Origin of the sequence: Tolypothrix sp. PCC 7601, from assembly GCF_025677855.1 — a bacterium.
Classification (GTDB): Bacteria; Cyanobacteriota; Cyanobacteriia; order Cyanobacteriales; family Nostocaceae; genus Aulosira; species Aulosira diplosiphon.
This window is the reverse complement of sequence record NZ_CP064879.1, coordinates 5,793,753-5,814,700: the sequence shown is the minus strand read 5'-3', so window position 1 is coordinate 5,814,700 and position 20,948 is coordinate 5,793,753. Positions and strand designations below refer to the sequence as shown.

Annotated in this window: 20 protein-coding genes; 11 read left to right on the top strand and 9 right to left on the bottom strand. The window is 40.4% G+C overall.

Translation table 11 applies throughout. From position 1 onward, the window contains the following. Window positions 1-560: 560 nt before the first annotated feature. Window positions 561-1,169, top strand: coding sequence for a 30S ribosomal protein S4 (gene rpsD, locus HG267_RS23950; RefSeq protein WP_045868307.1), 609 nt, complete (start codon window positions 561-563; stop codon window positions 1,167-1,169). A gap of 113 nt (window positions 1,170-1,282) precedes the next feature. On the opposite strand, the gene moaA is transcribed toward rpsD, so the two are convergent. Beyond that, entirely contained in the window at window positions 1,283-2,269 is a 987-nt protein-coding gene (moaA, locus tag HG267_RS23945; protein ID WP_045868306.1) for a GTP 3',8-cyclase MoaA, read from the bottom strand. Between the two features lie 386 nt (window positions 2,270-2,655). Here moaA and HG267_RS23940 point away from each other — a divergent pair, with 386 nt between their 5' ends. Next, window positions 2,656-3,441 carry an MlaE family ABC transporter permease gene (locus HG267_RS23940; protein ID WP_045868305.1) on the top strand — a complete coding sequence of 262 codons (786 nt, stop codon included), beginning with the start codon at window positions 2,656-2,658 and terminating at the stop codon, window positions 3,439-3,441. 161 nt (window positions 3,442-3,602) lie between these two features. On the opposite strand, the gene HG267_RS23935 is transcribed toward HG267_RS23940, so the two are convergent. The 6 genes from HG267_RS23935 to HG267_RS23910 all read right to left on the bottom strand — a co-directional run bounded on the left by HG267_RS23935 (window position 3,603) and on the right by HG267_RS23910 (window position 9,798). After that, entirely contained in the window at window positions 3,603-5,165 is a 1,563-nt protein-coding gene (locus HG267_RS23935; protein ID WP_045868304.1) for a phytoene desaturase family protein, read from the bottom strand. A gap of 1,105 nt (window positions 5,166-6,270) precedes the next feature. Then, complete coding sequence (locus HG267_RS23930; protein WP_255325166.1) at window positions 6,271-6,483, bottom strand: RtcB family protein; 213 nt, start codon at window positions 6,481-6,483, stop codon at window positions 6,271-6,273. 37 nt (window positions 6,484-6,520) lie between these two features. Then, complete coding sequence (locus HG267_RS23925) at window positions 6,521-7,159, bottom strand: Uma2 family endonuclease (RefSeq protein WP_045868302.1); 639 nt, start codon at window positions 7,157-7,159, stop codon at window positions 6,521-6,523. A 216-nt stretch (window positions 7,160-7,375) separates the two neighbouring features. Further along, the gene (locus tag HG267_RS23920; RefSeq protein ID WP_045868301.1) at window positions 7,376-8,311 is read right to left on the bottom strand and encodes an alpha/beta fold hydrolase; all 936 of its coding nucleotides are present in this window, start codon (window positions 8,309-8,311) and stop codon (window positions 7,376-7,378) included. A gap of 20 nt (window positions 8,312-8,331) precedes the next feature. Next, on the bottom strand, window positions 8,332-8,838 hold the full coding sequence (locus HG267_RS23915) for a DUF4112 domain-containing protein (RefSeq protein ID WP_045868300.1): 507 nt from the start codon (window positions 8,836-8,838) through the stop codon (window positions 8,332-8,334). A 60-nt stretch (window positions 8,839-8,898) separates the two neighbouring features. Beyond that, window positions 8,899-9,798 (bottom strand): YihY/virulence factor BrkB family protein, encoded by a 900-nt coding sequence (locus HG267_RS23910; protein ID WP_045868299.1) that lies wholly within the window; start codon window positions 9,796-9,798, stop codon window positions 8,899-8,901. Between the two features lie 63 nt (window positions 9,799-9,861). On the opposite strand from HG267_RS23910, the gene HG267_RS23905 reads away from it, so the two are divergent. The 3 genes from HG267_RS23905 (at window position 9,862) to HG267_RS23895 (ending at window position 11,426) form a co-directional block, all read left to right on the top strand. Beyond that, window positions 9,862-9,993 (top strand): hypothetical protein, encoded by a 132-nt coding sequence (locus HG267_RS23905; protein ID WP_255325152.1) that lies wholly within the window; start codon window positions 9,862-9,864, stop codon window positions 9,991-9,993. 64 nt (window positions 9,994-10,057) lie between these two features. Next, complete coding sequence (locus HG267_RS23900; RefSeq protein ID WP_045868897.1) at window positions 10,058-10,552, top strand: hypothetical protein; 495 nt, start codon at window positions 10,058-10,060, stop codon at window positions 10,550-10,552. A 319-nt stretch (window positions 10,553-10,871) separates the two neighbouring features. Next, window positions 10,872-11,426 carry a DUF2854 domain-containing protein gene (locus HG267_RS23895; RefSeq protein ID WP_096621889.1) on the top strand — a complete coding sequence of 185 codons (555 nt, stop codon included), beginning with the start codon at window positions 10,872-10,874 and terminating at the stop codon, window positions 11,424-11,426. A gap of 99 nt (window positions 11,427-11,525) precedes the next feature. Here the strand turns inward: HG267_RS23895 and HG267_RS23890 are convergent, their stop codons facing one another. Further along, window positions 11,526-11,786: a chlororespiratory reduction protein 7 gene (locus HG267_RS23890; RefSeq protein ID WP_045868298.1), complete on the bottom strand. Its 261-nt coding sequence runs from the start codon at window positions 11,784-11,786 to the stop codon at window positions 11,526-11,528. Window positions 11,787-12,623: 837 nt separating this feature from the next. Here HG267_RS23890 and HG267_RS23885 point away from each other — a divergent pair. Both HG267_RS23885 and HG267_RS23880 read left to right on the top strand, forming a co-directional pair. Continuing rightward, window positions 12,624-12,881, top strand: a complete 258-nt coding sequence (locus HG267_RS23885) for a hypothetical protein (RefSeq protein WP_045868297.1) — start codon at window positions 12,624-12,626, stop codon at window positions 12,879-12,881. Window positions 12,882-13,022: 141 nt separating this feature from the next. Continuing rightward, complete coding sequence (locus tag HG267_RS23880) at window positions 13,023-14,045, top strand: PleD family two-component system response regulator (protein WP_045868296.1); 1,023 nt, start codon at window positions 13,023-13,025, stop codon at window positions 14,043-14,045. Window positions 14,046-14,395: 350 nt separating this feature from the next. On the opposite strand, the gene HG267_RS23875 is transcribed toward HG267_RS23880, so the two are convergent. Continuing rightward, a complete protein-coding gene (locus HG267_RS23875; protein ID WP_194007797.1) occupies window positions 14,396-15,601 on the bottom strand; it encodes a histidine kinase in 1,206 nt (401 codons plus the stop codon). Between the two features lie 128 nt (window positions 15,602-15,729). Between HG267_RS23875 and HG267_RS23870 the strand changes: the two genes are divergently transcribed. The 4 genes from HG267_RS23870 to HG267_RS23855 all read left to right on the top strand — a co-directional run bounded on the left by HG267_RS23870 (window position 15,730) and on the right by HG267_RS23855 (window position 20,804). Beyond that, entirely contained in the window at window positions 15,730-17,247 is a 1,518-nt protein-coding gene (locus tag HG267_RS23870; RefSeq protein ID WP_045868294.1) for a hypothetical protein, read from the top strand. Window positions 17,248-17,473: 226 nt separating this feature from the next. Continuing rightward, complete coding sequence (locus HG267_RS23865) at window positions 17,474-18,589, top strand: glycosyltransferase (protein WP_045868293.1); 1,116 nt, start codon at window positions 17,474-17,476, stop codon at window positions 18,587-18,589. A gap of 249 nt (window positions 18,590-18,838) precedes the next feature. Further along, window positions 18,839-19,834: a hormogonium polysaccharide biosynthesis glycosyltransferase HpsE gene (hpsE, locus tag HG267_RS23860; protein ID WP_045868292.1), complete on the top strand. Its 996-nt coding sequence runs from the start codon at window positions 18,839-18,841 to the stop codon at window positions 19,832-19,834. A gap of 88 nt (window positions 19,835-19,922) precedes the next feature. Continuing rightward, a complete protein-coding gene (locus tag HG267_RS23855; protein ID WP_228045442.1) occupies window positions 19,923-20,804 on the top strand; it encodes an LPS biosynthesis glycosyltransferase in 882 nt (293 codons plus the stop codon). Window positions 20,805-20,948: the final 144 nt, after the last annotated feature.

The following is a 20,948-nucleotide window of genomic DNA, read 5'->3' as shown; positions in this document are numbered from 1 at the left end:
GGGGATGAGGGAGACTAGGAAAAGCAAGGGGGCAGGGGAGAAATAATTAATGACAAACACCCAATGCCCAATGCCCCATTCCCAATGCCCAATGCCCAATACCTCACCCCGCTACAAGATTTATCTCATGTTGATGTGCTACGATATTTTGATCGAAGATTAAGTAGGTAACATAAAAAGTATTTCTGTGTAGAAATGCTACGTGAATCAATCTAGCGATTGAGTCGCCTACGAAACCACAAAACAAAAAACTCATGTATTCGAGTACCTAGGGGCACTGGGGAATTGACGCTTGGGAACCAATGCCTGGGGCAAGTAGTGTGTTGCTTTGAGAAACAAAGCTCAATTAACTACCGTCGGTTTTACCGACTTAAAGCCTTGGGTGTGGAAAAGATACCTCTGTTCTAATTAGATTTATTCTACTAGAGCTAGGGTTTTCAGCGAACTAAGAATCCCCCGACTTGAGAAACAAATAAGCGATCGCTTGATTTGTTAAGTTGGGGGAATGCCACAATGGTATGTCTAGGTAAAGTTGAAACAGGAATAGATTAAGGAAACACATGTCCCGATATAGAGGGCCTCGCCTCAGAATTGTACGCCGCTTAGGCGATTTACCAGGATTAACTCGTAAAAGCGCTAGACGTGCTTATCCACCTGGTCAGCATGGTCAAAACCGCAAAAAGCGTTCTGAGTATGCTGTCCGGTTAGAAGAAAAGCAAAAACTACGCTTAAACTACGGTCTAACCGAAAAGCAACTGCTACGTTATGTCCGTAAAGCCAGACGAGTTACTGGTTCTACCGGACAAGCGCTGTTGCAACTTCTAGAAATGCGCTTGGATAATACAGTTTTCCGCTTGGGTTTAGCTCCCACTATTCCCGCAGCACGGCAACTAGTAAATCACGGCCATATCACTGTGAATGGACGTGTAGTTAATATTGCTAGCTATCAGTGCCGTCCTGGTGAAGAAATTGCTGTTCGCAACAAAGAAGCATCCCGTAAGTTGGCAGAAACCAACCTCCAATATCCTGGATTAGCTAACCTACCCAGTCACTTGGAGTTTGATAAAACCAAGCTTGTTGGTAAAGTCAACGGTGTTATTGAAAGAGAATGGGTGGCGCTGCAAGTTAACGAACTGCTGGTTGTGGAATACTACTCACGCCAAGCGTAATAGTCATTCGTCCCTTGTCCTTCTTACAAAGTTCTGAGCGGAGGTTTCCTCCGCTCAGACTTTGCGCTTTGTCCTTTGTAAATAACCAAGGACAAATGACTAAGGACAAATGACTACCCGCCAATCTGGGACATAGTACGTGAATAAATGCCTGTGGTACCAGATTCGCGCCCTTTAAAGTTGATTTCCGGCTTAATTGCTAATAAATGTCTAACTTGCTCTTGTAATTGTGCGGTACTGACACCAGATCGGAGAGCAGTTTTTAAATCTAATTGACCCGTTTCATTTAATAAACAGGGACGCAGCCAGCCATCGGCACTTAAACGCATCCGGTTACAGCGATCGCAAAAACACTCTGACATCTGACTGATGAATCCCAGTGTTCCTTTGGCTCCCGGAATTTGAAAGATATCGGCTGGCCCATTACCACAAACTTGAGAATCTGTCAATCCCCAACGGTCGCGGATTTGTTGCCGCAGTTGGGCAGAAGAAACCCATCCGCGATCGCCAAATAATTGCCAATTGCCAATCGGCATAAACTCAATAAACCGCACGTGCCAGTTGCGGTCAAGGGTGAGAGCAGCTAAATCTAGCACTTCATGGTCATTTACCCCAGGAATCACCACTACATTCAGCTTCAAGGGGTCGAAACCGACGCGATGGGCTGCTTGAATCCCCTGCCAAACTTGCTCCCAGCGTCCACGGCCGCGATTGCCAATAATTTGGTCAAAGGTGTCTGGTTCTAGAGAATCGAGGCTAATATTAATGCGCCGCAAACCCGCATCATAGAGATTTTGGGCGATGGGAGCGAGTAAGAACCCGTTGGTTGTCATCGATAAATCTTGAGTTTGGGAAAAAGATGCGATCGCCCTCACCAATTCCACCACATGGGGACGTAGCAAAGGTTCCCCACCAGTTAACCGAAAACGAGTAAAGCCTACAGGGATAAATACTTCTGCAATGAGGGTCAGCAGTTCCTCATCAGTTAAAAGTTGTTGTTTGAGAATATAGTCGATTTCTGCGCCTTCTGGCATACAGTATTGACACCGGAAATTGCAGCGATCGATTAAGCTAATCCGGAGGTAGTCTACCTGGTTCATTTTTGAGTGTTTATTTCTATTTTATTTTCCCTAAGGGGGTAGCAAACCTGATAGTAGGTTGGCGATAGGTTACGAATAACCACTTTTCATTATTTCTTTGAGTTTGAGCAAAAAGACTAAGGTGAAAAGGTTAAGGGTGCATTAAACCTTTCCCTTTTACCTAAGCGTATTGAGATGCGATCGCCTTCACCCAAAGCGCATAGGCCTAAAGATGGACACAAGCAGCTAGAATTAGATATTCTTTAAGCGTCTTTAGCAATTACTACATTGCTTTGTTATCTCATTACGTTGAATGCCTAAAATCAGATTTTTCCCTCAGTCTCTTGCATCTAGCAAGTTTTCAGTCTAGCGAATTTTCCACAATCAAGGTTGTGAGGGGATAGTAAATGGTAGTAAAAGTACAACATAGAAAAAATTTCAAACAATTTTCAATTGGGCGCTATTTTTCTGTATTTCTGCTTTTTGGGCAAGTTTTGCTACATTTGCTCCAAGGAAAGACCTATCACCGCAAAATTCTGGAACACATGGTAACTGCTGGGCCAGCTTCTCTGTGTCCGGTTCTCTTAGTAAGCGGTTTTGCAGGCATGATTTTCACCATCCAAACAGCCAGAGAATTAGTGCAGTTTGGTGCTGTGAGTGCGGTAGGAGGAGCTTTTGCACTAGCTTTTTGCAGAGAATTGGCTCCCATTTTGTCTGCTAGTATCATCGCCGGACAAGTAGGTTCAGCCTTCGCAGCAGAAATAGGTGCAATGCGAGTCACAGACCAAATTGATGCGCTGCATATGCTGAGAACCGATCCAATTGATTATCTAGTACTTCCTAGAGTCATTGCTTGCTGCTTGATGACACCATTATTAACAATTTTTGGGTTACTGACTGGCATTATCGGTGGAATTTTTGCCGCATCGCAGTTTTATCAGATTATGCCAGAGACATTTTTAGAGTCAGTCAGAAATTTTTTAACACCTTCAGATTTATGGATTGTTTTACTCAAAGGCTTTCTGTTTGGAGCTATAGTTGCTGTCAATGGTTGTAGTTGGGGTTTAACTACTAGAGGTGGAGCAAAAGAAGTCGGAGAATCAGCCACCACAGCAGTTGTGACTACTTGGGTGTCAATTTTTATGATGGATTTCTTATTGTCTGTGTTGCTATTTGAAAAGCCAACGTTTTAAATAATTCGTAATTCGTAATTCGTAATTCGTAATTTGAATGAGTTGGGGCGTAAATCCGCAACTCATTCAATACCAAAATCTCAAAATTAGGGGTTTGGTAATTGGTAATTAGGTGTTTGGTGTTTGTTATTTCCCCATCTCCCTCATCTCCCTCATCTCCCTCATCCCACAGATACCAACGGCTTCGGTGTTTCAATTCTCCCCCGCACGGATTGTCCTGTCAGCAATTCTGCTACATCCATACCGTTACCAATTACGCCAGGTACGCTGGGATAGCCTGCACTCGCACCTACTAAGAACAGATTTGGTAATTCTGTTGTATATCCCAGACGCTCTAAGCCTACTTGTTTGGGTACTAATTTCGCACCATAAATATTACCTTGGGGTTGTCCGAGATAAAATTCACTGGTGGTAGGTGTACCGTAAATTTTCATCCGCGCATATTTGTCTACATCGGGAATTAAATCGCGGACACTGGTCATTACTTGCTGATAAACTTCCCGTTTTTTCGCTTTATAGCCTTTGGGGTCGTGTTTGTGTAGGTATTCAAAAGGCTCATAAGGGCAGACTGTGGCAATTTCTAGAATATGATGACCTGGTGGCCCCATCCCTGCTTCCTGAGACTTCATTGTCGGACAAGAGAGGAAAATCCACGGATGGCTGAGGTCTCCTGCTAATTGTTGTTGATATTCTCTGTTGAGGTTGCCTGTAGGATAGTACCAGATATTCCAGTTACCAATACCGTAGCGCTCTGGCTCGAAGCTGCTATCTAAACCTAAGTAGATATTAAAAGCACTGGCTGAGTATTCGTAGCCTGTTAAGCGTTGACGTTCCTTGTGGCTCAAGGCTTCAACATCATGCATCAACTCTACTGTTAATTTCGGGTCTAGGTCGCTGATATAAGCTTGACGCGCGCTGTAGGTGATACCATCGGCAATGACGCTGTGGATGTTGTTGTGACTAACTTGGATATGTTCTACAGGCGTTGAGTATTGAATTACGCCTCCACCATCTGTAATTGCTTGGGTAATGCTATCTACAAAGTGTTTGAAGTGATGTTTTGGATAGTAGGCTCCCTCGGAATAGTCGCAAACTAAGGAAGTATGGGTAAGTAGGGCAATTTCTTTAGGTGGTAATGCATAATCACCACTTTGTCCTGCTAATACAGCTTGCAGTTTTGGCGACAAGCCAACATAGTTATACAAATCTTGTAGAGTCCAATTCCGCTTCCAAAAGAGATTCCAGTATTTTGGTAACTTCAACCAATCCAACCATTTACGGTCAAACCAACGCACTTCTTGAACTAAGCTGCGAATTTGTTGATGGATTTGTTTAATCTCATCACAGTAGCGGTTAATGGCTCGTTGTTCTTCAGGAAAGCTAGTCAGCAAGGCTTGACGCAGATTTTCCCATCCCAATGGAATCGCAAAATTCGCTTCTGGTGTAATTACTCGGTCAATACAGTTTGGATCGAGGCTGTTAAAGGGTACATCCCGTTCGATGTAGTTGAGAAATTGGTTGATAGTCTTACCTGAACCACATTGAGAAATATAATGCACATCCGCGCAAAAGCTGTATTCTCCATAATCAAAGGTGTGACAACAACCACCTGGTAAGTAATGTTTCTCCAAAACTACTACACGGTATCCTTGCTTGGTTAAACAGGCTGCTGCTGACAGTCCACCTAACCCAGCTCCTAAAATCACATAATCAAAGATTTCCATTTCTGACTCCTCTGGTAATCTTGATATTTCTTGATTTCGGCGATATGGTTTTTGATTGCCATCGAAAGATGGCAAAAATATGCAAATTCTCAGTATTTATTCACCTGGCTGTTAGATTTTTACTGCATCTGTCTTGAAGACTGGGTAAAAACTAAAATTAGTGCTGGTAAACTATTGAGCTTACAAACAAAATTTTTTTAATTGCTTCAGTTAGGGGTAAACAATTACCAACTGAGCATTCACAAATTGACGGCTTTTGATGAAATTAGCCGGATTGTATTAAACAGCAATTATTAAGCGATCGCAGCAACTATTCTGAGGGTAAATAGTCTCTTCCAAGTGAGCTAGAAGCCTAACCTGAGAAAAACACATAACTTACCCTATGCTTTGCTTGGTAAGGTTTACAAGAAAGGTAAAAACTCTTAATTCTCATAGTAGATGCTTAATGTCTTTAGCTTAACAAAAACAGTAAGATTTATTAGTTAAGCTTGAGTATTTTTCGTTTTTCTTAACAAAAGTCCGTAAACTTATCATGTAGTCACGCTTACAATCAAAGAGATAGCTAAATGCAAAGACTGCAAAAAAAGAGCATATTTCTAATAGCTGAAAATTTAAAAATTTTCCTTTCACTTATAGAAAACTGTGTTAATATAATAGTGGAATTGCAGAGAACCTCTCAAATAGGTGAATGTGGCGACACCCTGATCGCAAGTCTTTGATTAAGAGTCATGCCAACCCATAGCTTAGGAAGAAGCGACTACGGGAGGTTCAGATATAAATGCAAGACCTGTAAACACAAACTCGTTATGGAGGCAATGTTGGATCAAATTGGCTCACAGATATGAGGGGTCTGGTTGCTAATAACTAGACCCCTCTACTTATTGATGGGTATCAGCCTTGAATTACAGCGACAGGTTTGAGGCGTGCTACCTTACGAGCAATACCAGCATTGTGAACCACATTAACAACACAGCTAATACCAATTCTCCAAAATTCAGCAACAGATCCAAACTCAAAAACCCTTGCTACATATGGTTTTCTTAATTTTGAATTTTGAATTTTGCGAAAAGTTGCGTGCGGGGGTTCCCCCCGTTGAGCCAACTTTTCAAGACGAATTTTGAATTGGTATAACATCTTTGTAAGCTTGGGGTGCTTCCTCAGCTAAACCAGACATTGAACCAGCGCGAATATTGATTCCTTCTTTTTCTAGTTCTCCACGCAAGCGATCGCCTATAACTGACCGCTTTGCCTTAGCACGACTCATAACTCGTCCCGCACCGTGACAACTAGAACCAAAAGAAAGGCGATCATTTTCAATCCAAAATTTAGTAACGCACCAAAGTAATTCATTAACCCTAAGAATTATTTTTGAAATACTGTTTCAAATGACGGATAGCAGCACTGGTATTACGTTCATAAGCAATTTGAACACAATGGGTAATGGCATTTTGTAAGTCAAACTCTGGAAAATAGCGGCTGTGAGTTTGCAGTTGGTAATCAGTGCCTTGTAATTGGTAAATCAATAACTGCTGCTTTTTGAATAACCAAACTTCTGGAACTCGGTAGGGAAGATAATCTTGGATATCGGAATAACTAGTTACGTCAATTTCAATCGCCAAATCCGGTGGTGGATCTTGTCTCCAATCAATCCGCTTTTTACCTGAAACCGCTTGCCAATTATCGATGTAGAAACAATAGTCAGGTTCAATGCCACTTTCTTCAGGTAGCGTCATCGTTATAGGGGTAAATGCATCGTATTCCCGTCCATAATGATCTAAAAGTGTCTTCGCAATATCCGCCAGTAAATTGGCATCTCGTCCATGTACAGGCAAAGGCGACATCAGTAATACTTCCCCATCGCGGTATTTGATGCGAGGAATTGAAGCATCTCCCCGCTGTTCACAAAGACATTGGTAATCCTGCCAGCTAGCAGGTAAACGTACCACAGCACCAGGAGGCAATTGAATCTTTTCTGGGGAGATTAGAGCAAACATGACTTCAGCTGCTTTTGGCAGTGGTTTATTGCAATAATATCAAACACCTGTAGCGAGCTAGTAGGTGATCAAGTTTATTTTGATAAGAAGGGGTAAGGGGAAAAGGGTAAAGGTTTTAAACCCTTCCCTTTTGCCTTTTTCCCGATATACACCTGTCAATATTTGTGTGTTGACCTACTAAATGCCCAAACTACAAATCTTTTGCACTTTCAAAGTCTACAAAAAGCTTGTCTCTGCCAAAAACTCTACAATCGCTGCATTGACTTCCTTTGCAGAACCAATTGCGGCATCATGACGGCAGTTACGCAAAATTTTTAACTTCGCATTGGGGAGACATCTATACAATTTCTCTCCATGAGTTACAGGAAACCAATTATCTTGCTCACCCCATAAAACTAGAGTGGGACATTCAATATTACTTAACTTTTTTTGAATTGTACTGAGCATATTTGGTTTCTGGGTTTGCCAATGCTCAATTTCTCTCGCTGCTATTTGTAAGTCTTCTGCAACTTTTACGAGTGTCCCAGGAATTTCAATAAATGGGTAGGATATCCAATAGATATCTTCTTGGGTTAATACTGATGGATCGAATAGCACCTGTCGCCGCTCTATTGCCATAATTTCTCTAAATAGAGGTGCGAAGAAATATGCTAGACGTAAGCTGTCAATTGTTTGGATGAGTTCTAGCGGCGTTTGTGATAGTATCCACATTGCCCAATGCGGCAATTTCTCAGCAAAAATTGGCACATTGACTACTACTAACCGCCCTACTAATTCAGGATATTCTTGAGCCAGAGAAAGAGAAACTAAGGCACCTAAAGATTCTGCTACAATCACTGGCGGTTCATCACATAATTCCTGAATTATGCGCGCTAATTCTAGAACTTGATGACCGTTATCTTCTCTTCTAAATACAGGTTTTTCGGAGAAACCAAAGCCTTTGGCATCAAAACAAATTACCCGAAAATATTTCGACAAGGGGTCAATACTGTAACGCCAATTATAGCTCCAGTTGCCCATACCATGTAATAAAATGAGTGGCTTACCTGTACCTTTTTCACCATAAGCAATGTGTACAGGATAACCTTTAGTATCAGTAATAATTAAACTTTGTCGCCCTTGAGGAAAAGTAGCCTGCCACCAATCTTTCATTACTGTAATTAATACCTAAATTAGCCACCAGTGATGGCTTGCCACAGCAATCTAATTAGTATCACAGGTAAGACAACTAAGACAATGGCAATCACCAATAATCCAGCGACTAGAGCAAAGATAAATAACCTGTCGGCTTTTTGAGTTTGGCTAGAAAACTTTAAGTTATCTTCTAAAAGCTGAATATTCATACTATTCGCTTTCCAAGCAAAATCAAACAAGTCTCCCAACATGGGGAAAGAGCCTACTAAACCATCTACGATAATATTAAACACCATTCTGCCAATGGTGGCTCTAGGTACACCTAAGCGTGCAGCTTCGACAACAATGTAACAAGAAAGCATTACCCCTAAAAAATCACCGCCAACAGGTAATAATCCTAAAATTGGATCTATACCAACACCAACCTGCGTACCGGGAATAGTAATAGCATTATCTAAAATTCTACTTAGCTGACGCAGTCGCCTTACTCTAGGAGCCTTAGCATCAGGTTCAATAATCGGATAACGAGAAGGTGAATCAGGCATGAGTGCGATCGCTTGATTGAATTTGAATAGTTAAGTATTTTACTGCTGTCTATTAAATAATTAATTTTGTTTAATCAATTTTGACGATTTGCGGAACTGCATATCTTCACCAACTGTAACGTTTAATTGATCGCCTACCAGTAGCACAACCGCACTCATCCATAACCAAAGCATTAAGACAATCACAGCCCCAACAGCACCATATACTTTATTGTAGTTACCAAAATTAGCTACATAAAGTCGAAATAAAGCTGACAAAACTGCCCAAAAAACAGCTGCTAAACTAGCTCCTGGCATCATTGGCATACCTGGAGTCCAGATACTGGGGCCATAGCGATAGACAAAGCCAAAGGTAAAAGCAACAATACTTAAAGCTAAAGGCCAGCGTAAAAGTTGCCAAATATCAAATAAGAAGATTAAAGCATTATTTTCGCTGACTACCATTGCCAAGAGTAGGTCGCTGAGAAAAACTAAAAATGATGCCAATACTAAAAGCAACATAGTACCGACTGTCAACCCCAGAGAAACCAGCTTGGCTTTCCAAAAAGGACGCATTTTTTCTGGGGGAATTTGATGAATTTGATCTAAGGCTGTCATCGCCGTACTTACCGCACCTGAAGCAGTCCAAATGGCGATCGCAAAACTGATAGAGAACAAGCTACCATTTTTGGAGTGGGCGATTTCTCGAGAAGCAAAATCCCGAATCAGCACCAGTGCTTCTTCCGGTGCAATTTGACTGACTAGCGCCGCCAGTTGTTTAAAAGTATCTTGCAAAGATTCTGCAAATAAGCCAATGGCTGTAAAGAAAGCCAATATTGCTGGAAACAGCGATAACATGGCGTTGAAAGCAATTTCCGAGGACAGTCCTAAAAGTCGCCTTTCGAGCGTCCTCGCAAAAGTTTTCTTCAGGTTGCGCCAGGTAAGGTGGCGAAAGAAGCGGATAAACCGAGATTGGTACATGATTTTTGGGGATTGGGGACTAGGGACTGGGGAACTCGGGGCCCCCTCTGGGGATAAGGGGTAATGGGGACTAGGGACTGGGGACTAGGGGAAATACCAAACACCCAATTACCAATTACCAATTACCAATTACCAATTACCCATGCCCAATGCCCAATCCCCAATGCCCTATTCCTTGTTATTTTTAACTTTTGACTCTTGACTTTTACGTTTTGCTGATAACTAATAACTAATGACTATTAACCAATCAACAATCGCTATGAGTCAAGACTTAACAACGCAATGGTTGAGTGAAATCCAATCTCTCAAACAGCAAATGGCAGAACTTCAGCGCGATCGCGATGCAGCTTGGGAAAGTGCCCAAAAATGGCGTAAACTTTATAACACCGAAGCAGAACAACGTCGTACAGATACGCAGTTATCGCAACAGGCGATCGCATCTCTAAAAGCCGAACTACAAAGAGTTCAGGGTTTAGATACAGACGCACTCCCCGATGCTACTGCAGTCACAGCGATTCAACAGGAACTATCACAGATAAAATCGGTAGAAGATTTGAAAACGAAATTAGTTACAGTCATTAAAGAACGCGATCGCTTGTTGCAAGCTTTGAAAACCGAGCAAGACAACCACGCTCAAACCCGCAATAATTTAACTACCGCCTTGGGTGATGCGATCGATAGCTGGACTAGGGAACGAGTTACTGAACATGACACACAGGAAAATCTTTCTCTGGAGTCAACAGTTAACAGCTAATAAGCTAAAACACACCAAATTTACATCTTAAATTTAATCAAACTTTTGTGGGGTGGGACAGTCCGCTGTGATTGTGCGACGCACAACCCATCTCAATACTTGGCGGTGAAGGGGAAAAAGGGGAATGGGAAAAGGGCAATAAAAAACCTTTAACCTTTTCCCCAAAACCAATTTTGAGTTCAAAACGCTATCCCTTGTAGTATTGCAACCCATCCCACAAAGGCCCTACCCAGTAGCTGATGTTGACTTCATCTGAGTAGGGCACAAATAACCGATGATAATAAAATTAATGTTTTAAGAATTTATACAATCTCAGCTCATGCTACGCCAAATTTCTTTGGGAACCATCGGTTTAACTGTCGGTGCTATCCTAACCATTGTTGGTTTTGTCGCCTACGCGGCTGATAATGCCACACTCAATCTTGTGGGCTTTTTTTACGGCTTTCCCCTATTGTTAGGGGGATTAGCGCTCAAAGCCAATGAACTGAAGCCTATACCCTTTAGCGAAACTACTACACCTGAAGTTTTGGCACTGCGCGAACAACAAGCCACTGTGACTCAAAATAAAATCCGTAAAGATATCACCCGCTATTGCTATGGGCAAAACGCCCATCTTGATAGGGCACTCTCTTTCCTCGGTTTAGGTAAAACAGACGAAGACACACCAATCGTTACAGGATTAAAAGAAAAGGCAATCAATGGTGCTTACGCTTTAATTTTAGAATTTGATTCGCCACTGCTCCCAATTGATGCTTGGCAGGAAAAACAAGAAAAAATGCTCAAATATTTTGGCCCTGGTGTTGAGATTCAAATTACACAGCCAGAGGAAGATAAAATTGAATTGGCGCTGATTACTACAACTACTAATTCATAATTTCCAGACAAGCTCTACTAAATCAAAAATTTAGTGATTTTCCATCAGTGGAAGTTTACAGCTTCCACTGATTTTTATTAAAAATATTGTGGATACAACTTACTTTTCTAAGCGTACTGCATACCACTGTAAATATTTACCAGGGCCTAAATCCAATTCGCAGCTTGTATCGATTAAATACTGGGCTTGTGCCTCCACCTCATCAATCTTCTGCACATCGGGTGGTAAATCCTCAACAGAGATGTTTTGGACAACTAACTTCAACTTTTCTAATAACTCCGAGGCAGTTAAAAACTGTTCTGCTTGGTTAGTTTCTAGGACAACATAATTATCCTGTAAATACATTAATGGATCGGGCATTGAGATTACTGGTGTTTGCTGTTAAAGGTCGGTTTTTTGAAGAAATTGAATTCAGACTAATGAGGCTGTGAGCTATGTTATTTCATCTTTACTTTTATTTTAGTTGAGTAGATTAGCACCAATATTCAAAATTGCATCATATTTTCAAAATACAGCAGCTTGGAACTGTGTAAGGCACAGATAATTGTAGGGAACATGGCTGTACTCCTAGCCTTGGACTTTATGTACCTAAGATCGGCTGTATATTCCTATCTCCTGGCGACCCAACAATCTGGCGAATGTGACAAATGCTGTGGATCTGCGATCGCCTACTCTCAATCGCCTAAATATTTTGTTTGCTTTTAGATGTTTTTACGTGTTTACACTTAGATATAGCAAAATTTTGGTGAATAATATATTTTTTAAATCCACCTTTTATAGCAATATTACGATAAAAAACTATCAAGAGCTAATATTAGCCGTAAAGACTTGAAAAACAAGTATTTTCAGAATTTATCTTTATATTTTTTTGCAGCATTTTATGGGTTGCCATAAAATGCTGAGTGCTAAAAATTACTGTATAACTGAAAAAGAGGGTAGATATTAGAAGTTTTCCCGGAAATGGCAATTCGACTTCAGGTCTAGGGAAATATAAATAGTACGCCTAATGTGAATTAGAAACGCCTCTTATGCCATAAGGGTTTCAAGATTAGTCCACAATCATCGTTTTGTGGCTAACTACGAAATTATCAGGGTTTCAAGATTTAATTCTCATTAAACGTCAACAATACATTTCTGACCATGTCCTTACCTGGACAACCAGATTGCAATTGCTTTTGTGTTTTCAATAAATTGTCTATGCAACCTAGTAATCTACCATTTGCTTGGCTGAAAATCATGGAACGTTTTACGCACCAACAGCAGCATACCTTGTGCTTGCAAGTATTGGCATTTATATGGAAGCAAGTATCCTTAGCTTCTAGTAGCACAACCTTTTTTCGTACTCATTTGCCAACTCACTACTTATACCGATTCAGCGAAAATTTGCACTACTGGACATCTAGCAACCTGGTACATCAAGAAGCAGAATCTTTCCTGTTTCTCACAATCCAGTGAAAACCAGAACACTATAAACTTTTGTTTTCTCTAATCTGATGACTACCGCAAAAACTATCGCTTACAGGCGATTTAGTTCAGGGGGCAAGTCTTTTCAAGTTCGCCTTTAGCGATACTTTTATTTTCTGTGGAACGCAACTCATGTCAGGCATAAGCCCATTTCCTCTTTCTAAGCAACCGCCACTAATTTTAGTGGCTGATGATGACAAGACCATGCGAGTGCTGTTGCGTAAAGCTATGGAACAAGAAGGCTATCGAGTGGTTGAAGTCAATGATGGCCAACAGTGTCTAGATGCTTACGATACGATTAAACCAGATATAGTCTTGCTAGATGCAGTCATGCCTGTCATGGATGGCTTTACTTGTTGTAAACAATTACTCAAGATTGCTAGAAATAACTTGATGTCAGCACTAGCTAGTTTTGATACAGATTCTGCTCTCGGCAATACTGTTATCTCTAAACTATGGGAGCGAACTCCCATATTAATGATCACTTGTTTAGATGACGAAGATTCTGTCAATCGTGCTTTTGAAGCCGGAGCAATGGATTACATAACTAAACCTATCCACTGGGCAGTTTTACGCCAACGCTTGCGAAGACTATTACAACAAGCACAAGTATACAAACAGTTAGAAGCAGCAAACCAGGCTTTACAGCATATTGCCAACGTTGATGGCTTAACAGGATTGGCTAATCGTCGCCGTTTTGATGATTATCTCAATACTCAGTGGATTAATTTAGCCCAAGAGGAAGCACCTCTGTCATTAATTTTATGTGATATCGACTTTTTTAAATTTTACAATGATAAATATGGTCACCCAGCTGGAGATGTTTGTTTACAAAAAGTAGGTGCAGTTTTAAGTCATACCGCCCAAAAAAATCAGGATTTAGTAGCGCGTTATGGCGGTGAAGAATTTGCTGTAATTATGCCCCATACCCATGCTTTTGGTGCAGTTCATGTGGCTGCTGCAATGCAAGCTGGGGTGAGAAATTTGCAAATAACTCATGCAGGTTCGCAAGTTAGTCAACATGTCACATTAAGTATGGGTGTAGCAACTGTTGTTCCTACTTGGGAATCTTCACCTTCAGATTTAATTGTGACTGCTGATAAGGCACTTTACCAAGCAAAGGCAGAAGGACGAAATCGTATTATTCTCAAGTGATTAATTGATAGAGAGTCTGTCAATCCTAGGCTTTGACTCTAGGATTTTGCTTTTAAATTTTACTTTAAAAATCAAATTTTAATTATCAGTTTTAATGCTGTAAGTAAGTCAGTGGGAAAAAACAAAACTAAGTTAAGAAAGGTAAACCAAGCTATAACCCTCTTCCCTCCTGCCTTGTCATAGCGATAATTTTTAACCCTGAGCTACTTGTATCCATTAACCAATAAATATTTAAAGTTTTTACTTCATTAACTTATTGAGCAACCAAATTGAATATAGACAATCTTAAGTTTCTTCTCTCTGCTCACGCTCAAAGGTAGAAACTCAATTGCAAATTGAAATTTATATGGCTAAGAGGGATAAACTGGCAAGGTGAAGTGGAACCATGCGCCACCATTGGGGACAGAATCTACCCAAATTTGACCATAATGCGCCCGAATAATCCGTTGGCATAAGCACAAACCAATGCCATAACCCTCAGTACCTTCATCTCGCTGTAACCGGAAGTGATTTTCAAAAATGCGATCGCGGTTTTCGTAAGGAATCCCTGGGCCAGTATCACCAATACTAATCTGAACTTTTTGGGTAGTGCGGTGTAGTCCTGTAACGCTAATTTTGCCACCAGTAGGCGTATATTTAATGGCATTATCCAACAGGTTAATTAACACTTGGTGAATGCGCTCTGGATCGGCATAAACATAAGGCAAGTCTTGAGGAACATCTGTTTCTATCTGTTGGGATTTGGCAGTGTAGCGATCGCGCAATTCTTCTAATACACTGAAACAGAGTTTGCCGATTTCCATTTTTTGGGGTACTATTGGTAACTCTGTATCATTGCCCCTACCCACCTGCAAAAGATCCGTAATCATACGGTCAATTGTTTTAGTTTGAGTCCGGGCTTGCTTGAGTAAGTGCGCCGTCATTGCTGGTTTGAGGCGCTGGAATTGGCCAGTTTCGATATTGTAGTTAGATTGTAGCGTTTCTATGGCGATCGCAGCAGCAGTTAAAGGATTGCGGAGGTCATGGGCCAGCACAGAGATTACCCTATCTTTAAATTGCAACTGTTCGTGAAGTTTCTCTTGTTCCTGTTTCAAACGAAAAATTTCGTCTGACAAACGTATAAGTTCGGCAGAAACAGCCACGGAACTAATCGTAGATTTGGGTGCTACCACCCGGCTATTGTCCTCTAGACGTTCTTGTAAATCTTCCTGTAATTTTAAATAGGCATCGACAGAAGCTTGCCAACGAGGCCACCAATTTTTAAGTTGACCGATTATATTACTACCAGCAATAATTTGCCTGGGTTCCGGGTGGATTTTGACTAAGGCTGGCGTTGCCACTAATTTAAAGTGTTCCGCCAAATAAGGTTGTTGTCCAACATCAATGATTTGAAGTTCAAACTGATACCCAGCCTGTAATTCTTTTAAGTAAGCACGTATTCGCTGTACCTGTTGTCGGGACTTGGGCCGTCCATCAACAAACAGCAACAGCTGGAGTGGAGCCTCAGAATAGATCGGCTGATCTTGGGAAACTGGCATGTAATCGTGTTTCAGCACTGGTAACAACCCGGCGGCGCTTGACAGAAAGTTTAAGATGGACTGACGCTGGTCGATGGTCGTTCTTTCTTTTAAATTTAATATCTATTTTAGATTTTTCCTACACCTATCAGTCCTGCATTTTTCAGATGAGACACATCTTCTTCAGCTTTTTGCTACCTATTTCCTTGGTTTCTGTTCCTGATAACCTTTCGAGCCTTGATTATCGCTCTTTATTATCAGCTGATCAAAATTTGGCAGCAGTACCGGCCAATGAAAGCTTTTATACTACAGCCAGCCGAATGGTACAGCAACAGATTGATTTGATTGCCCGCATTGAGCAAGCTATGACTATGCCTGATGCTAATCGGATGCGATCCGTTCAAGGGCAATTAACTGTCTACACTAAGTTTGTAGACGCTTTTCTCAACCGTCAATACAAAAACCCCAAAACTTTATGTATTTCCAGAGTTGATGTTACGGAGAACTTATCTTTTTTAGCCGAGCCATTAACTGAGTCACAAATAAAAATTTACTGCTCTTTGTATGCTTCTAACCAAGAATTATTAAAACTTACCCCAGTATTAGATCGGTTACTATCCCGACGTGGGGAATTAGCCTTAGTCAGACCGCTACCTTTGGTTTCAGGAGAACGACAATCAGATTCTGTGCTGGCGATCGCGCCGATGCAGCTTCCTAATTTGGACAAGCTAGCGACACCTTTTGCCATCCAAGAACCCAATTTAGTTTCACCTCCACTACCTATTATCGGTAGAACAGCGAAAACTGCAATAGCAGACTATGTACCACTTGCACAACCTGCGATCGCACCTCCTGCTGAAGCACTGACAATTTTGGCAGATGCGAAGAAATTTTTGACCGCAGCCCAGGTGGAATTCCCCTTAAAAAATCAATTTACTAATCCTCAGGAAACCTCTGCAGTACTTGACCACTTTAGTTACGACATCGACCCCCAAGAACCTCAAATTTACGCTACCTTTTTAAAATTGCCTCGGACTGGGATTTTCCGCGTTTTACCTGATTCTGCTTACCAGCGTCCGCTTGATACTATCCAGAACCGCTTGGCACCTACTGTCAGTGAACGCTATCCTTTCCCTTTGTTGGCTGATACTCAAGGCGGATTTACTCCCAGTCTAGCACTTCAACTAGTTGGCGATCACTTTGCCTTAGGACATCAAGGTGTAGATTACAGCTTCATGGTGGATTTGGGTGATATCCCCCTGACTAAGTTAGATTCTCAGTTGCAAACTGTGGTCAAATCCACAAGAGAATTTTTCCTCAACTACCAACCGCCTAAGCAATTAGATGACTTACAAGTAGAACGGCGACGCTTCTTGACTGGTAAAGACCAGAACTGGAATTTAAATCAGGTGATTTTGGCGAGCGCTCAAGCTCAATTAAACCATACTTACTTAGTGCGATCGCTACAATTCCAGCTACCAGACATTATTTTGAACAATAGAAAACTTTCACCCCAAGAACGGCAATATTTAGGGCAAGCACCACAACTACATAGCAGTGATATACTTTTAGCCTTTCGCCCAGTTCGTCGTCGTGCTGATGGCAGTTACACTGTGCTGTGGCGAGTTTTAAATCAGTTTCACGACCCAACAATTATTGATTTACAACAATCTATGAAATATTGATTCTGGTTTTTTTCTAGAGTGGCAAAGCTAGCTAGAGCAAAAACTCAAACTTCGTAAATTTGTCATTGTTGAAAATTTTGGTTTACTTATTTACGCCTGTTTCAATCATTACAAACCTACTCTAGTTTATTTTGCCGTTCTAGTTTTTTTCTGAGTTATGTGACTTTGCTGAGATTTTAGGGAATTCTACAAAATAGAGAGCCAGAGATCCTAGTAAAGCATAACTATGTTTGATGATTATCCTCATATTGCTATATTTATTCGCTCCTTAATGGATGGTGGCGTAGAGCGAGTAATTTTGAACTTGGCACAGGGATTTGTTGAGCAGGGTTTAAGGGTAGATTTACTGCTTACCACAGAGCCAGCTGGACCATTTCGCTTACAGTTACCACATAAAGTGCGGATAGTAAATCTACAAACCCCAAAACTAGCAAGCAGTTTGCCTAAGTTAGTAGCCTATTTAAGGCAAAATCGACCATTTACTTTGCTCTGTGCTGGTCATTACTGTTGTGAAATTGCTGTAGGAGCTAAGTATCTCTCGAGAATGCCCACAAGAGTAGTGGTGTCCGAACACAGCACGCTATCTTTAGAGGTAAACAACACAGACAATTTAAAAATGCGTCTTACACCCTTAACCACAAGGCTTTTCTACCCTTGGGCAGATGGGGTTGTAACTGTTTCTCATGGGGTAGCAAAAGATCTTTGCCAAGTAGGAGGATTACATACTGAGAAGATTCATGTGATTTATAATCCAGTCGTGACTGGTGAAATGTTAGAAAAGTCTCAACAGTCGGTAGAACATCCTTGGCTAAAACCTGGAGAAATACCGCTTATTTTGGGAGTAGGGCGGTTGACACCCCAAAAGGATTTTTCCACACTTATTCATGCTTTTAACTTAGTGCAACAAGTTAGACCTGCTCGGTTAATGATTTTAGGGGGTGGTAGTGAGCGTTCTAGTCTTAACCAACTAATCAAAGAATTAGGCTTGGAAAATCACGTATCAATACTTGGCTTTCAGCAAAACCCTTATGCTTACATGGCGAAAGCATCTGTGTTCGCTTTATCTTCTGCTTGGGAAGGCTTGCCGACAGTACTCATAGAGGCGATGGCTGTAGGAACTCCAGTAGTCTCCACCGACTGCGAGAGTGGACCTGCGGAAATTTTAGCTAATGGTAAATACGGTTCTTTAGTTCCTGTAGGTAATAGTAAAGCTATGGCAGAGGCTATTTTGAATATACTATCTGGCAATTACCCCACAGTTGATCCTAACTGGATTGAACAATTCACTTTAAAAGCATCAACTTTACAGTATCTTAAGGTACTGAATTTGACTGCTAGTTAATTTCAACAAAAAAATTATGGCTCTTCCTTACCTGTTATGCCAAATTATTAATTAAATATCAAAAATTTGCTGAAAATCATAGGTCAATAACTCAAACCTTTGCTAAATAGATAAAAACATATTTAAATTAGATTAAGTAATGTATCAAAACTAAAAAATATTTAGATACAGTAGAGTTTAGCCTCTACGTATATTTTATAAAAATGCAAACTTTTCTATAATTTAGATTTCAATATTTTCTTAAAAAATATGATTGATTTTAGTGTGGCAATATGTACTTTTAATGGTGAAGAACGTCTACCTATTCTTTTAGATAAGCTAAGAGATTGTTGTGCCTATAGTATAGGAACATCGAGTAATGAAGAAAATATAACTTGGGAAATTATCATTATTGATAATAATAGTAAAGATAATACTGCTAAAGTAATTCAGGAATATCAAGAAGATTGGCCTACACCTTATCCGATTAAATACTGCTTTGAATCTAGACAAGGATTAAGCTATGCGCGAGAGCGTGCTATTCAAGAAGCCAAAGGCATATTTGTAGGTTTTCTGGATGATGATAATTTACCTACTCCGAATTGGGTTGCAGCTGCTTATAGTTTTGGTAAACATCATCCTAAAGCTGGGGCTTATGGTGGACGTATTTACGGAGACTATGAAGTAACACCACCTAATAACTTTGAGAGAATTAGCCCCTTTTTAGCCATTGGAGGAGGAAAAACAACTTTCTGTTATACTTCTTCAGAAAACATTTTTTTGTATAAAAAAATGCTTCCACCTGGAGCCGGATTAGTAATTCGTAAACAAGCATGGATTGAAAATATTCCGAAAAATCTCTTTTTTCAAGGTCGAGTTAACGGTTCGTTAGTTACTGCTGAAGATATAGAAGCATTAACTCATATTAAAAAAGCAGGGTGGGAAATTTGGCATAATGCCGAAATGGAAATTTATCACCGGATTCCTAAGCAGCGCTTAGAAAAAGAATATCTATTGAAATTAATGCGTGGTGTAGGTCTCAGCCGTCATTATACCAGGATGCTAGACTTACAAATTTGGCAACAGCCTTTTGTTTCTCTAGCTTATATGGTTAACGATATCCGCAAGATATTTCTTCATTGGTTTAAATATCGCTTAGTGCTGAAGACTGATATTATAGCTGCTTGTGAGTTGGAACTTTTAATTGGAGCTTTTCTTAGCCCCTTTTATATTTACAAAAAATATTTATTGAATTTCAATAATTAAATTTCTAGATTTATCAAATCTGGTTCATATTCATAATTTTACCAATATCAAGAAGATTAGGTAAATTGTTTTGTAATTTAATTTTAATATGCAAATTCCGCCAAAAAACGCTTCAGAAATTAAGAATGTCGCCCAGGATGGCAATGATGAAAATTCCTTGATGAAGCATATTAGTAGAGCCTTTATTATTGCCTATCAAGAATCAACTCAAGATTTAGAAGAAGTATTAACAAATCAAGGGTTGAACTGCGAAGTTATAAGACAGGAACGTAAACCCGAATATCAAAATTACTCTCGGAGTTATCTGTGTCTTTTGAACCATCGCACAGCTTGGGAAAGGGCGATGCAAGAAACTCAACCAACAATGATTATTGAGGCAGACTTTGTACCAGTAGTTAATTTTGGCAAGCTACCTTTACCTTTTAATCCTTACCAAAGTAATGTGGGGATTAGCTGGCTATATACTTGTGCACCACAGATATATTACGTCTCACCTGATGGCTATGCTGAAGGGTTTTCTACTTCAGCAGTTGCATATATTGTAAATCCTGAAAGTGCCCGCTACTTACTAGAACTGGCTGAGGAAATTCGCACCAATGTAGGAGAAACTAACTATTCGAGTTGGGACTCAACTATTGATAGTTTTCTCCGACGTAAAGGTCTGAAAAACTATATTCCTTGGCGTAACTATGGCGAACATGGAGGTTTACCAAATCTAGAGCATTACAAAAATAATCTCAGTAAAACTCATCGCGCTGATGTCCTCTACGGTAAACTTGCCTTTATGCCCTTGTATGCTGCCAAAGATAGTAAACTCAACTTGTTTAGGGTAAGATTTTGGGCAAGGCTTAAGGGTATTGCTCGTTTGGGAACTGGACGCTTTCTGCGAGTGAAAGTTCTCCAAGGTTCTAACTTTCCTTTGCGGCTACTGCGGTTTGCAATTTTGAGACAGTTAACATGGAATTTTTAACAAAACTAAGAGCGAACAAGGAAAACTCTATCTATTTTGTAGATAATCAAATCTTAAAAATCTTCTCCGTGAAATTTCATACTCAAATTTGAACTGGAGTTCACAGTCTGCGCTAGGGTAGGAATTGACACTAGATTTGTGATT